The organism is Kordia sp. (assembly GCF_045105435.1).
GTDB lineage: Bacteria > Bacteroidota > Bacteroidia > Flavobacteriales > Flavobacteriaceae > Kordia.
Map to the genome: position 1 here is coordinate 1 of NZ_JBGCDL010000102.1, position 12,577 is coordinate 12,577.

At 34.3% G+C, this 12,577-nt stretch carries 15 protein-coding genes; 5 read left to right on the forward strand and 10 right to left on the reverse strand.

The window, feature by feature from the left end; genetic code table 11:
• Positions 1-70: 70 nt before the first annotated feature.
• Together AB8B65_RS05025 and AB8B65_RS05030 are read right to left on the reverse strand one after the other, a co-directional pair.
• Entirely contained in the window at positions 71-451 is a 381-nt protein-coding gene (locus tag AB8B65_RS05025; RefSeq protein ID WP_405299763.1) for a DUF3127 domain-containing protein, read from the reverse strand.
• A 5-nt stretch (positions 452-456) separates the two neighbouring features.
• Positions 457-1,317: a flavin reductase family protein gene (locus AB8B65_RS05030; RefSeq protein ID WP_405299777.1), complete on the reverse strand. Its 861-nt coding sequence runs from the start codon at positions 1,315-1,317 to the stop codon at positions 457-459.
• Between the two features lie 291 nt (positions 1,318-1,608).
• Between AB8B65_RS05030 and AB8B65_RS05035 the strand changes: the two genes are divergently transcribed.
• Together AB8B65_RS05035 and AB8B65_RS05040 are read left to right on the forward strand one after the other, a co-directional pair.
• Positions 1,609-1,821 (forward strand): hypothetical protein, encoded by a 213-nt coding sequence (locus tag AB8B65_RS05035; protein WP_405299764.1) that lies wholly within the window; start codon positions 1,609-1,611, stop codon positions 1,819-1,821.
• Between the two features lie 147 nt (positions 1,822-1,968).
• Complete coding sequence (locus tag AB8B65_RS05040) at positions 1,969-3,141, forward strand: sensor histidine kinase (RefSeq protein ID WP_405299765.1); 1,173 nt, start codon at positions 1,969-1,971, stop codon at positions 3,139-3,141.
• A 224-nt stretch (positions 3,142-3,365) separates the two neighbouring features.
• On the opposite strand, the gene AB8B65_RS05045 is transcribed toward AB8B65_RS05040, so the two are convergent.
• Together AB8B65_RS05045 and greA are read right to left on the reverse strand one after the other, a co-directional pair.
• Entirely contained in the window at positions 3,366-3,755 is a 390-nt protein-coding gene (locus AB8B65_RS05045) for an HIT family protein (protein ID WP_405299766.1), read from the reverse strand.
• A gap of 113 nt (positions 3,756-3,868) precedes the next feature.
• Positions 3,869-4,345, reverse strand: a complete 477-nt coding sequence (gene greA, locus AB8B65_RS05050) for a transcription elongation factor GreA (RefSeq protein ID WP_405299767.1) — start codon at positions 4,343-4,345, stop codon at positions 3,869-3,871.
• A gap of 196 nt (positions 4,346-4,541) precedes the next feature.
• Here greA and AB8B65_RS05055 point away from each other — a divergent pair, with 196 nt between their 5' ends.
• Entirely contained in the window at positions 4,542-4,985 is a 444-nt protein-coding gene (locus AB8B65_RS05055; RefSeq protein WP_405299768.1) for a hypothetical protein, read from the forward strand.
• 358 nt (positions 4,986-5,343) lie between these two features.
• Here AB8B65_RS05055 and AB8B65_RS05060 read toward each other — a convergent pair whose 3' ends face one another.
• Complete coding sequence (locus AB8B65_RS05060) at positions 5,344-5,514, reverse strand: hypothetical protein (protein ID WP_405299769.1); 171 nt, start codon at positions 5,512-5,514, stop codon at positions 5,344-5,346.
• 349 nt (positions 5,515-5,863) lie between these two features.
• Entirely contained in the window at positions 5,864-8,254 is a 2,391-nt protein-coding gene (locus AB8B65_RS05065; RefSeq protein ID WP_405299770.1) for a TonB-dependent receptor, read from the reverse strand.
• 380 nt (positions 8,255-8,634) lie between these two features.
• On the opposite strand from AB8B65_RS05065, the gene AB8B65_RS05070 reads away from it, so the two are divergent.
• Together AB8B65_RS05070 and AB8B65_RS05075 are read left to right on the forward strand one after the other, a co-directional pair.
• Entirely contained in the window at positions 8,635-8,868 is a 234-nt protein-coding gene (locus tag AB8B65_RS05070; protein WP_405299771.1) for a hypothetical protein, read from the forward strand.
• A 233-nt stretch (positions 8,869-9,101) separates the two neighbouring features.
• A complete protein-coding gene (locus tag AB8B65_RS05075; protein WP_405299772.1) occupies positions 9,102-9,299 on the forward strand; it encodes a hypothetical protein in 198 nt (65 codons plus the stop codon).
• A 187-nt stretch (positions 9,300-9,486) separates the two neighbouring features.
• Here the strand turns inward: AB8B65_RS05075 and AB8B65_RS05080 are convergent, their stop codons facing one another.
• Genes AB8B65_RS05080 through AB8B65_RS05095 form a run of 4 tightly spaced genes read right to left on the reverse strand, consistent with a single transcriptional unit; the run spans position 9,487 to position 12,491 of the window.
• Positions 9,487-11,034: a DUF4301 family protein gene (locus tag AB8B65_RS05080; protein WP_405299773.1), complete on the reverse strand. Its 1,548-nt coding sequence runs from the start codon at positions 11,032-11,034 to the stop codon at positions 9,487-9,489.
• A complete protein-coding gene (locus AB8B65_RS05085) occupies positions 11,031-11,588 on the reverse strand; it encodes an AAA family ATPase (protein WP_405299774.1) in 558 nt (185 codons plus the stop codon). Before AB8B65_RS05085 ends, AB8B65_RS05080 begins: the two co-directional genes overlap by 4 nt.
• Entirely contained in the window at positions 11,543-12,247 is a 705-nt protein-coding gene (gene pnuC / locus AB8B65_RS05090) for a nicotinamide riboside transporter PnuC (protein WP_405299775.1), read from the reverse strand. Before pnuC ends, AB8B65_RS05085 begins: the two co-directional genes overlap by 46 nt.
• Positions 12,231-12,491 carry a YkoF family thiamine/hydroxymethylpyrimidine-binding protein gene (locus AB8B65_RS05095; protein ID WP_405299776.1) on the reverse strand — a complete coding sequence of 87 codons (261 nt, stop codon included), beginning with the start codon at positions 12,489-12,491 and terminating at the stop codon, positions 12,231-12,233. Before AB8B65_RS05095 ends, pnuC begins: the two co-directional genes overlap by 17 nt.
• Positions 12,492-12,577 lie beyond the last annotated feature (86 nt).

The following is a 12,577-nucleotide window of genomic DNA, read 5'->3' on the forward strand; positions in this document are numbered from 1 at the left end:
AAAATCTCATAAACCAAAAAAACCTCATAACAAGCTGCTATGAGGTTTTTTTTATGATTCTTTCAATTCCCTAAAAAGGCAAATCGTCGTGATCTTCTTCTTTAAAATCGTTTACTGGCTCAAAAGCATCTGCTGGTGGCACTGGCGGCATTCCTGCTGGCGCTTGACCCTGCGATTGTTCGCTTTCAATTCTCCATCCTTGAATAGAGTTGAAATATTTTGTTTCGCCTTGCGGATTTACCCATTCTCTACCACGTAAATTGATACTGATTTTTACAGGTTGTCCTACTTGGAAACTATTTAATAAGTCTACTTTATCTTGTACAAATTCCACCATAATGTGTTGTGGATATTGCTCTTCTGTTGTTACAACAATTTCACGCTTTCTAAATCCGTTGTTTCCAAACGTCTGCGTTTGCCCAATCATTTTTACTTTTCCCTGTACTTCCATGTTATTTATTTTGCTAATAAGATTTTCCAAGCAGTTTGCACATCTCCTTTCGCAAGATATGTTTGCGCTGCTTTATGTTTTGTTTCTGTTGTGTCTGAAATTGTAATTTCAGTTGTTTGTATAAATTCTTGTATTTCTGCTTCGGTTGGTAGTTTTTCTACGTTTCCTAAGATTCCAAGATCATTTCCTGTCAAAATTGTACTTGTCCGAATGTCTGTTGGAATTTGATCTACGCCAATTCCCAAGGTTGCAATTGGTTTTGGAATTTCAAAAAATCCATCGCGTGCTCGGCTGTAAAAGCTTCCACCTGCTCTGGCTACCAAATCAATTTTGTAATGATCTATTGTTCCGCGATCATTTAAAATAGCTTCATTGATGTGTAATTTGACAACTTCACAAATAATTAAATTACCTGCGCCACCTTCATTTCCTAACGAGACGACTTCGTTTACTTTGCATTCAAATTGCACTGGCGATTCTGCCACACGAAACGGTTTTACTTTTTCAGATGGTAACATCGTCAATCCAGCTTTTTCAAACTCATTTACGCCTTCTGCATACTCTGTACTACTGAGCGACATTTGTTGCACGATGTCATGATTTACCACATTAATTACCACTTCTTTCGTTGCTATTGCATTTTCAAGTGTGTGTTTTGTGGTATTATTACGAACTCTTCGCGCAGGCGAAAAAATCATAATTGGCGGATTGGCACTGAATACATTAAAAAAACTATACGGCGATAAATTCGGATTTCCATCTGCATCCACTGTACTTGCAAAGGCAATTGGTCTTGGCGCAACGGCACCTAATAAATACCCGTGTAGCTTGGCAGTTGGAATTTCTTTTGGATCTATGGATAGCATTTTCATGTTTTTGTGCGACAAAATTACTATAAAAAAGCGGAGCATACAATAATAGTTATCAACGTGAAAGCACGGTTTTTAACAACTAATTTTCTAGTGAAAGGATATTTTATTCGATTCACTTAAAAATATAAAATTCAACAACATCTGTTTTCGACACAAGCGCGTCATTACTTACTTTTTTTGAGGCTTAAATACTATTTATTTTGTTTTGTCGTTATATTTGAAATTAATAACTAAAACTTTTTAATTATGATTAAAAACATTTAAAACGTTGATGGTGTAAAAGCATTGACAAAAGGAGAACAGTTTGACATTTTGGGCGGAAGTGATTATACAGTAGTCAAATTAGTTTGCACAGATGGAAACGTGGTTGCTGGTGACGTCTCAAATTGTCATTGTCACAATTTAGTAGATGGTGTATACTTATTGAGAATTCCTAATGATGGAACTGGACATTTTCAAACTTTCAATCTCTTAGGTCAGGAAATGTTAGAAGCTTAAAACCTAACTTGATTTGGTATCACTTGATCTTAAAATTGTTTGTGATTCCGAATCAAGTTCGGAATGACGTTCGTTTTCACTTTAAGTTTCACATCAAACAATAAAACTATTTCTTTTCGTTTATATTAGTAGTTTCAAAGTATTTGTATGATTTTAAAAAACAAACCTGTTTTAATTCGCTGGATATTGATTCTCGCTTCTTTTGCGATTGTTTCAGGGATTTTGTGGAATACGTATATTTTCTTTCAAGAGTTTAAACAAGAAGAACGTGCCAAAATGGAGATTTTTGCACTTGCAGTTTCTGAAATAAGTCAAGGAACTGCCAATGATAATGATAACATCACTCTAAACTTAGAGGTAATGAGTAGTAATACTTCAAATCCTAGAATATCTGTTACAACAGAAGGAATAATGGATGCTCAAAATATGGATGAGGAAAAAATAAAGGACTCTCTTTATCTCAAAAGAAAAATAAAGCAATTTGCAAAAGAAAATGAACCAATTAATATTTCCTACTTTGATGAACAATTGAATCGTAAAGTTAGATTAGGCACTTTATATTATGGTAATTCTCCTGCTTTAAACAAACTCAAATATTATCCGCTTGCACTATTGCTAATTATTGTCTTGTTTGCCGCAGTTGCCTATTTCTTTTTTAGTGCTTCGAAAGCTTCCGAACAGAATAAGTTATGGGCAGGAATGGCGAAAGAAACTGCGCATCAAATTGGAACACCACTTTCTTCTTTGGTCGGTTGGACAGAGATTTTGAAGACCGAAAATGTAGATCCCGATTATATTAAAGAGATTGAGAAAGATATTGATCGCCTACAAACAATTACAGAACGTTTTTCTAAGATTGGCTCTATTCCAACATTGCAACGTTTGGATATTGTTCAAGAAACGAAAGATTCGTACGACTACTTGCTGACACGAACTTCAAAATTGGTCAGCTTTACATTTGAAGCGCCCGAAACGCCTATTTATAGCGAAATTAATGCACAATTATACAGTTGGACCATTGAGAATATGGTGAAAAATGCGATTGACGCCATGAAAGGAAAAGGCGATTTGAAACTACAAATTACATCTACAGATAGTTTTGTAAAAATCTTAATTACTGATAACGGAAAAGGAATTCCGAAACGAAATTTTAAAAAGGTTTTTCAGCCAGGTTTTACAAGTAAGAAACGCGGTTGGGGATTGGGATTATCGCTCGCAAAACGTATTGTAGAAAATTATCACAACGGAAAAATTAAGGTGTTGAAATCGGAACTTGGCAAAGGCACTACGATGCAAATTTCGTTAAAAACGGTTGTGTAGACTTGGTTAGATTCGCTTTGTTCTTAGACTTGCTTCGCTCTTGGATTGTTAGTCACGCTTCGCTTTAGTATCGCTTTGCTCTTGGTATTTCGGTAGAATTCAAAAACGTCAGTTCGAGTGATTTTCGTAATAGAATGAAGAAAATTGTATCGAGAAGTGCTTTGTATTTTGAATCTTTTGAAATATTTTCAATTCAACATTTAAAATTTAACATTCATAATCCACTAAAGTTCCGCCCGAATTTTAGCCGCAACTTCTTCAAAATGTTCTGGCGTTAGTTTTTCTTTGTTTTTAAAATCCATGCTTCCCATATTGTGCAACGGAATTAAATGTACATGTGTATGTGGCACTTCTAAACCTATGACTGAGATTCCAACACGCAGGCAAGGAACGGCTTTTTCGATAGCGATTCCGACTTTTCTTGAGAATTTCATTAATCCTATATAAGTTTCTTCTGAAAGATCAAAAATTTTATCTACTTCTTGTTTCGGAATGCACAACGTATGTCCTACTGCATTTGGATTGATATCTAAAAAAGCATAGTAATTTTCATCTTCTGCTATTTTATAAGATGGAATTTCTCCACTGATGATTTTGGTGAAAATTGAGGCCATGAGTTGAAATTTGTATTGTTGTAAGATAAAAAAGTTCTTGCTTATACATATAGAAAAATCCTTTTTTAACAAGTAAGAAAGGATTTTGCTGTGATTTATTTTTTTTTGAACTGTTAGCTACGTGTAATTTCTAGCACTTCAAACTTCATAATTCCGTTTGGCACTTTTACATCTGCAATTTCGCCAACCGATTTTCCTAATAATCCTTTTCCAATTGGTGATGTCACGGAAATTTTTCCTGCGGCTAAATCTGCTTCACTTTCTGCAACTAAGGTATACGTCATTTCCATACCATTGGTTGTATTTTTGATACGAACTGTTGATAATACCAATGCTTTGGAAGTATCTAACTGACTTTCATCAATGATTCGTGCAGTAGATAATACGTTTTCCATTTTTGAGATACGCATCTCTAATAATCCTTGTGCTTCTTTTGCAGCATCATATTCTGCATTTTCGCTTAAATCGCCTTTATCTCTTGCTTCTGCAATGGCTTGAGAAGCTTTAAATCGCTCAACATTTTTTAATTGATCTAACTCGTCTCTTAATTTTTTTAATCCTTCTGCTGTATAATAAGATACTTTACTCATAATTTCTTCGTTTTCTATCTATTCATAGATGTTTTTGCGTTGTAAATTGCACTGTTGTGGATTGTATAACGCAAAAAAATCCCATTAGATACGGGATTTGTTCTACAAATATAAGAAAATATTTAAAGTGCTTGTCTATGTTGGTTTTTAAAAAAATGATTTGCGTAAATTGCAGAACTTATTAAATTTTAAATAAATGAAACGTTTTTTGATTATTTGTTGTGCTGTTGCATGTTTGTTGTCGTGTAATTCGGATGATGATGGAGTGAATAATAATCCTTTTATACAGAACACTTTAGTACAATTTCAGGTGAATCTGAATTTACCACAGTTTGACAATTTGCGCTTTGCAGGTGGTTCTACGTATATTGGAAATGGCGGCGGCGTTCGCGGATTTTTTGTATTTAATTTGTCTGGCGATCAGTTTTTTGCTTGGGAAGCGAGTTGTCCAAATCATGTACCAAGTAGTTGTTCTACGATGGACATCAATGGTGTATTAGCAACTTGTTCTTGTGAAGATTACGAATATAGTTTAGCCAACGGACAGTTATTGAATCCTGTGGAAGGAATGGATAGTTATCCAATGGTAAATTATCGCGCTACAAAATCGGGAGATATCATTACGATTTCGAATAATTAATCCTAAAACTTTTTTTACACAAAAATCTATGACCCGTTTTAAAAACTATACTGTTTTTTTAGAACGGGTCAATATAGTAACTTTCATATTGTATTAACAATAATACGAGTAACAGATATATGGATGTATTGTCTTATCATTCCAACAGTGTAAATAATAAGTATACTTACCTACTGTTCCTGACGCACCTGTACCACTTCTTACCGTATCAGATGCATTATTTGCTCCGTCGTTATTTGCGCCTCCATTAATTTGACTAACGATTGCTTTCTTTAATTTTAAATTTTTAAGATTCTTTTTTTCATAATAGTTTTTTTACTAATTAATATTCCTTTTTAATAGTCTTTTACTCGGAAGTCTATCCGTCACAGTCATCATCTTGACCATTACAACTACCCTGTGGCGTTTTTCCAGCTGGAGCTGCATTTCTTCCGGCTCTCGCTGCTGTAGAAGCACCTCCATTTAAAAATTGCATTGTACTCACCGTTACTTTTTTGAGCATGAATTTGCTCAGATTTGATTTTTTCATAATGATATTGTTTAGTTAATGATGGAACGAAATACGCTATTCTAATTCTGTGAAAAAAGGAAAGACTGTGCGTTTTTATAAAATATCATCACTGTAATTACACACAAAAAATTTATAATCAAATCATTGCTTCTTTTTAAGCATGTATAAGGAGTAATTCTTTTGAGAATATAAAAACATAAAAAAGAGGCAGTCTGGAAAGTTTTAAAAGTCGTCATTCTGGACTTGATCCAGAATCTCATAAAGCTGATTTTCAACTGTTATGCGAAACCGAATCAAGTTCGGTTTGACGAAATTATGCCTTTTTAGACAGCCTCTCTGCAATGTAATAGTATGGTAAGTGTTTATTTTAGAATCGTAAAGTCATTCCAACTAAGAAGTTTCTCGTTGCTTGCGGATAAAATCCTGCGCCTTCAACAGTTGTAGTTGTTCCTGGATTTGACCACGTATCATCAAATGTGAAGAAGTATCCGTTCGACACATATTCTACTCCAAGGACATTGTTGATCAATCCTGTAAAAGTGATTGATTTGAAAACAGAATTCATTTTGATTTCATAGGCAAAATTCAAATCATTGATAAAATAACTATCTAATTTTGAAACATTTGAGTCAATATTCCCCATGTATTGTTCCCCTACATATTTAGATAATAATGATATTTTAAAGTTGCGTGATGGCGCATAACTCATAATATTTCCTGCAATGAAATTTGGTGAAAATGAGATGTCTGTATTTCCTAAATCGACTAAACTTCCATCTCTTGACGTAATGAAATCAACATTTTTGTTGGTGCTTATTGCCACATTTGGCCGCAATGTAAATTGCTCACTTAGTTGTAAAGTTGCATCAATTTCCAATCCTAAACGGTAACTTTTTCCACTGTTTGTACGCAATGGCGTTCCTGTATCGTCCAACGCGCCTGTTAGCACCAATTGGTCGTTGTACAACATATAATATGCGTTTGTGTTTACGGTGAAGTTTTCTCCGTTCCAACGCCAACCCAATTCAAAATCGTCTAGTTGCTCAGGTTTTACTTCGTTGTTGTTTTCAAAATCGCTTCTGTTTGGTTCTCTGTTTGCTCTCGCATACGAAAAATACAAACTATTATTTGTGTTGATTCGGTAGTTAATTCCCGCTTTCGGATTGAAGAATGCATATGATTCGTCAATATTAAAAGGTACTAAATCAGACGTAATTCCAGAAGTTTTATAGGTTACATTTCGCAATTGTAAATCTCCAAAAAGGCTTACTTTATCGTTGACACGAATGGTTGCTTTTGTAAAGAAACTCAATTCATTTTTCTTTCCATTTCCTTCGTAATAACGATCTCTTATTTCGCTATCGCTTGCAAAACGTGCCCAAATTACTTCTCCAAAATGATCACCATCATACACACCTAAAAAGGCGCCAAAATCCATGTCCAAATTGTTCTTTTTGTAGTTTGCATTGGCATTAATTACATAAAAATCATTGTCGAGCCAACGTCTGCGTACTAAATCTGTTTCATTGATCGTTGTTCCGTTGATTTCAATTTCTTCAAAACCATATTCATCAAAAGGTTCGTCTTCTTTGTATTGCTCAAAAAAACCTCTTCCTTGTGTGTAGTTTAATCCAAGATTTGTGGTCCAGTTTTCTGAAATTTTCTCATTCCAATGAAATTGATAATGATCTTGTCTGTAATTATCTACTTCATTGTCATGAAAACGCACATTTCCGTTTTCGTCCGTAAATTGTCCCGAAGGATTAAAAGTACGGTTGCTTTCTAGCGTTTCTCTGTCAATTCCGTTCCAAGCTTGATACGTAATTTCATGTCCACCAAAAGCCAATGCTTTTATTAATGTAGTTTCAGTCACATACGAACCTTGTAAAAAGTATGCGCTTAAATCAGAAGATGCGCGATCGATATATCCATCAGATTTTATTTTTGATAAACGTCCTGCCAATTCAAAGTTTTCAGCTAGTTTTCCTGTGCTGAATTTTACTGTGTGTTTTCTGGTATTGAAACTTCCGAACGAGTTTGAAATTTCTCCGTTAGCTTCATCTGAAACAGCATCTGTAAGTAAGCTTAAACTAGCACCAAAAGCGCCCGATCCGTTTGTTGATGTTCCTACACCACGTTGCAACTGAATGCTTTCTGTGGAAGAAGCCAAATCGGGCATGTTTACCCAAAATGTTCCTTGACTTTCGGCGTCATTGTACGGAATTCCGTTAATGGTTACGTTTACACGTGTGGCATCGCTACCACGCACACGAATTCCTGTGTATCCAACACCTGCACCTGCGTCGGAAGTGGTTACTACCGAAGGCATGAAATTCATCAAAACGGGCACATCTTGTCCTAAGTTTCGTTTTTGAATTTCTTCTTTTTCTAGGTTTGAATAGGTAATTGGTGAATCGGCATTGACACGAACTGCTGAAATTAGTACAGCATCTAGCGATTCTTGCGAACTTGACAACGTAAAGTTAAGCGTTGTGTTTCCTGTGATTGTTACTTTTTTTGTAACAGATTTCATTCCCGCAAAGGAACAGACAATTTCAAAATCGCCTTGGGAAATGCTTAACGCATATGCTCCATCAGAATCAGTTATGGTTCCTACGGAAGCGTTTTTTATAGCAACAGTAGCTGCTAATAAAGGAGTTCCTTTTTCATCAGAAACGGTTCCTGATAGTTTGAAATTTTGCGCTTGCATACTGACTGACAGTACGAAAAGGCATAAAAAAGCGAATAAATTCTTCATATTCGTAATACGTTTTGTTACGAATAAAAGGGGTAATTATTCTTGGTTAAAATTAATAGATGATGTTGACAGACTATGACTGTCGGCATACCAAATTGTACGAAACAATTTGGTTTGTCCCTTGGCAGCATTACCTGCCCAGGTTCATTGGGTATAATCTCAGCGTTTTGGTTTTGACTCCAAATTGCACCCCTTTGAGATGCAGCAAAAGTAAACTAGTTTTTTTAATTGCGCTGTGTTTTTTTAAATAAAAATTCTAGCTGTCGGGTTTTTAGCCTTTTTTATAAATCATACAATGTTCGTAAGAAAATTAAAACTATAGATATGAAAATAGACTGAAAATCAGTAACTTTAATATGAAACCAAAAAACTTTATACTCATGAAAAAACAAAAATTCGAAAAGAGACTTTCCTTGAAAGCTAGAAAAGTTTCTAATCTCACAACGCAACAAGCAATTATTGGTGGTGGATCATTTACATGTAATCCTTGCATTATTTCTGATGTAAATACTTGCCAAATAACTGAAGAACCAATTAAAATTACACAAGCAATTCGTTGCGGACACACGATTGGAAACGGACAAAATCCTGATGGAACTCCGTGTAATTTTTAGTCCATTTTTATTGAAATGATACTATTTCAAATTTTAAATTGATTTGTAAGTAGTACTTTATTGAGATTGTATTGACAATAGCCATAACTAGCTTATTGTCAATGCAATTTTTATTTTTTTAGCTTTTAAACACTTCTGAAATCTTCCTTTAATTATCGAATTACGGTTTGTATGTTTTTTGTAAGTAACTGAAATTTAGTTCATTTACACTTTAATATCAAAACTCAATTATTATGAAAAAACAACATTTAAACAATAAATTATCTCTAAAAACTTCAAAGATTTCTAAAGTAGGAAATGAAAATGAAATTGTTGGAGGTGCAACCACTTTTTGTCCATCAGCTAATTTATGCGAAATTACTGCGTATCACCGTTGTGGACACACAATTGGAAACGGACAAAATCCAGATGGAACACCATGTACATTCTAATTAGAAATTAGAGAAAAGTAGTGCTGAGAATAATTATTCATGACAACGATAACGATTATTCTCGGCGTGCTTTTTTATTGAATTGAAAGGTTTAAAATTCTAGGTAGATCTCAATAATATTCGCTCTAACTACATAGAGTAATTCTTTTAAGTAGCTTCCTGTCTACACAGGAATGACAATGAATTGTCATTTTACTTGATGCGTAGGTTTTAGCAAGTCGTTTATGGTTTTTACAGGATTGAAAGTTACCAAAGGAACTTCTACAAAAATCGTATTCCAGAATGCCATTCCACCATTCCACAAGCCAGGTAGCTCTAATGCTTTTATTTTTTTACCACTTTTCGATTTGGAAGCAATGAAGTACGATTTTCGGTCTACAAATTGCGTAAGATCGTATTTGTTTCCTTGATAATCTTTTACGCCACAAACAATGTCTACAGGATTAAAATGTGTCGCTAGTTTTTGAATACTTTGGTGGTATTCGTTCTTTTTGTCTATTTGAACAGATTCTACGATTTGCAAGGAGATTGAACCATTTTCATGTTTTACCCAAAATGGTCCACCACCAGGTTCTCCTTCATTTTTCACCATTCCACATACGCGAATTGGTCGGTTTAGTTTTGTGATGAGATATTCAATTTGATATTTTCGTGAGTATTTTTCAAATTCCTCACTGATTTGCACATTAAGTTCAGTGTATAAAAAGTTTAAGATTGTATGTAATTCTTCGTCAGAAACACCATTTTGCAGCATTTCCATAAATTTAAACGCTTTTTGCTGTAACGAGATAAGCTTTCCGGCAAGAATTTTTTTGTAGCGCAATATTTCTTCCGAATACGTATTTACAACAACATTGTCTATGTTTTTAATGAAAATTAAATCTGCATCCATTGCATTCAAATTTTCAATTAATGCGCCATGTCCGCCAGGTCTAAACACCAAATTTCCTTCGGCATCTATAATTGGTTTGTTTTTTAGATCTACAGCAATAGTATCCGTTTCTTCTAATTGATAGGAATATGAAATTTCAAATTCGCAGCCTGTTTTGTCTTTAATAGTTGGAAGAATTTTGCTTTCGGTCGCTTTAAATTTGTCGTAATGTTGTTTTGAAATTGTAAAATGTAATTTAGCAATTCCGTTTCTACACGCATAACTTGCCGCTTCAAATAGATGCTCTTGAAATGGTGTTGATCGGTGATTTGCATATTTATGAAAAGGCAATAGTCCTTTTGGATAGTTTCCGTAATTTAAACCTGTTTTTGACAATAAAGTATGTGCAAAATCGCGATTGAATTCGTCTGGTTTTTTGATTCGATCTATTTCTGTTTTATCCATCTTATCGAGTACATCTTCATAAAAGGGAAACTTTTCTAATCCGATAAAAAACAGTCGAATTTCGGGTTCTTTTTCTTTGTTGATGTATGAATTGATCGATTCTTTTTTGGGATCGTAATTTTGAAGAAATTTGTATAGAAACTTAAACATTCGCGTTGCCGCTCCAGAAGCAGGTGTAAACTTGATGACTTCTAAGTCTTTACTTTCTTCTGCATACGTTTGAATGTGTGTTTCTTCAATTTCGTCTGTAATTTGTAAAATACCGTGTGCTACGCTTGCATGTTTAGTAACATCGGCATGCGGTATTTTTTTTTCAAACTTGTGCAGTTGTTCTTTTACTTGAAGCAATGTAAGTCCTCTTGCTTCAATTTGTTTTGTATGTTCTTCTAAAAAATTCAATGTACACTTAGCAGTTTATCAATTGTTTCAACGGCTTTTTGAAAACGGGTTTCCATAGTTCCTTTTAACAATTGGTAGGGTTGGTTATAGGTTTGTAAGGTTTGCTGAAATCCTAAAAACGCTTTTTCTCTTTTTTGAGGTAAGTCGCGAATGCCATCAGCTTCCCAAGGCACATCAATATAAGTTAAAAAATAGAAATTCGCAGTACTTTTTTGCACATATTTTTCGAGCGTTTTACTTTTAAACTCAGGATAATAGATTCGTGCATACGTTAGTGTTTCTAAAATATCAGTGTCGCAAATTAGTATTTTGTTTTTGGCAGCTTTACATTCCAAACGCAATTGTCCTTTTGCAATTGGAATTACATCTTGAGCCGTTAATTTTTCTCCTTTTTGCTGTTTTTCTTCCGCATATATACGCGCATATTCAGCCACATAACCAGCGTTGTAATGCGCGGCTAGTTGCTTTACTAGTGTTGTTTTCCCTGTAGATTCAGGTCCAAATACAACTATTTTGAAGCTTCTTGTGCTTTGTTTTTCAGGGTTTTTCTCCATGCGATGTATCCAAAGATGGCTAAAATTAAGAAAATTGCAAATTGTAGCGCTGTAAAACCGTAGCCTTTTACAAAATATAGTGGAACAGAGATGATGTTTCCGAAAATCCAAAACATCCAGTTTTCAATCTTTTTATTCGCCATGAGCCACATTCCTGAAAAGAAAACTCCTGTGGTAAATATGTCTAAATATGGTGTAATTGTTTTTATTTCTGCAATAGATCCAAGGTTAGAAAACACCAAATCGAACGTTTCTGTCACATTTAAGTGAATTTTTATATCGCCACTTTGTATGTACACAACATACGTAAAAGCTGCTGTAAATAAAAAGATAGCTATCGTTGTCAGCTTTTCCCAGAAGTTGGTTCGGGAGATTTCGAGTTTTGCGTCTTCTCGAATTCGTGTCCACATATACCAACCGTAAATACTCATGATAGAATAGTAAATATTTACAATCATATCGCCATAATAAACTGCATGATAACAGATATAAATGTAAATTACTGTACTGATAATTCCTGTTGGATACACCCAAATTTTCTCCTGTTTTGCAAACCAAACACTTGCAATACCAAACGCTGCTGCAGTAAATTCCAGCATAATCATAAACCATGAAACGTTTTCATAAGGTTTCGCTAAAAATTCAAAAAACTCGCTCATAGTTACTTCTGTCTGATTTTACAATTTTCATCGTTAGTAGAATATTTTCTTCTTTTTCAAATGCTGTTTTTACCTCAGCTGTCAGTAGCTTCATAATTCCGTCATAATCACCATATATTTGTGTGCTTAGTGGATTTTCCAATACTGTATATTCGGAAGTTCGCAGCTTTTTTATGAAGTTGATAATGGGCGTTTCAAAGTCATCTTGCAATGGTGTTAAGGTGAGTTCTACTGAGATGTTCATTTGTTGGATTTTGGGTTTTTGGTGTTAGGTCGCTTCGCTTTTCGTTTATTCGTTATTTGTTATTCGTTATTCGTTATTCGTTATTC

Bases quoted from the DNA above. Each gene is read 5' to 3' on its own strand.
- AB8B65_RS05070 (WP_405299771.1), top strand. From the start codon at position 8,635: ATGAAAAAACAAAAATTCGAAAAGAGACTTTCCTTGAAAGCTAGAAAA.
- AB8B65_RS05075 (WP_405299772.1), top strand. From the start codon at position 9,102: ATGAAAAAACAACATTTAAACAATAAATTATCTCTAAAAACTTCAAAG.
- AB8B65_RS05065 (WP_405299770.1), bottom strand. From the start codon at position 8,254: ATGAAGAATTTATTCGCTTTTTTATGCCTTTTCGTACTGTCAGTCAGT.
- AB8B65_RS05095 (WP_405299776.1), bottom strand. From the start codon at position 12,491: ATGAACATCTCAGTAGAACTCACCTTAACACCATTGCAAGATGACTTT.
- AB8B65_RS05030 (WP_405299777.1), bottom strand. From the start codon at position 1,317: ATGCTATCCATAGATCCAAAAGAAATTCCAACTGCCAAGCTACACGGG.
- AB8B65_RS05060 (WP_405299769.1), bottom strand. From the start codon at position 5,514: ATGAAAAAATCAAATCTGAGCAAATTCATGCTCAAAAAAGTAACGGTG.
- pnuC (WP_405299775.1), bottom strand. From the start codon at position 12,247: ATGAGCGAGTTTTTTGAATTTTTAGCGAAACCTTATGAAAACGTTTCA.
- AB8B65_RS05040 (WP_405299765.1), top strand. From the start codon at position 1,969: ATGATTTTAAAAAACAAACCTGTTTTAATTCGCTGGATATTGATTCTC.
- AB8B65_RS05045 (WP_405299766.1), bottom strand. From the start codon at position 3,755: ATGGCCTCAATTTTCACCAAAATCATCAGTGGAGAAATTCCATCTTAT.
- AB8B65_RS05055 (WP_405299768.1), top strand. From the start codon at position 4,542: ATGAAACGTTTTTTGATTATTTGTTGTGCTGTTGCATGTTTGTTGTCG.
- AB8B65_RS05025 (WP_405299763.1), bottom strand. From the start codon at position 451: ATGGAAGTACAGGGAAAAGTAAAAATGATTGGGCAAACGCAGACGTTT.
- AB8B65_RS05085 (WP_405299774.1), bottom strand. From the start codon at position 11,588: ATGGAGAAAAACCCTGAAAAACAAAGCACAAGAAGCTTCAAAATAGTT.
- greA (WP_405299767.1), bottom strand. From the start codon at position 4,345: ATGAGTAAAGTATCTTATTATACAGCAGAAGGATTAAAAAAATTAAGA.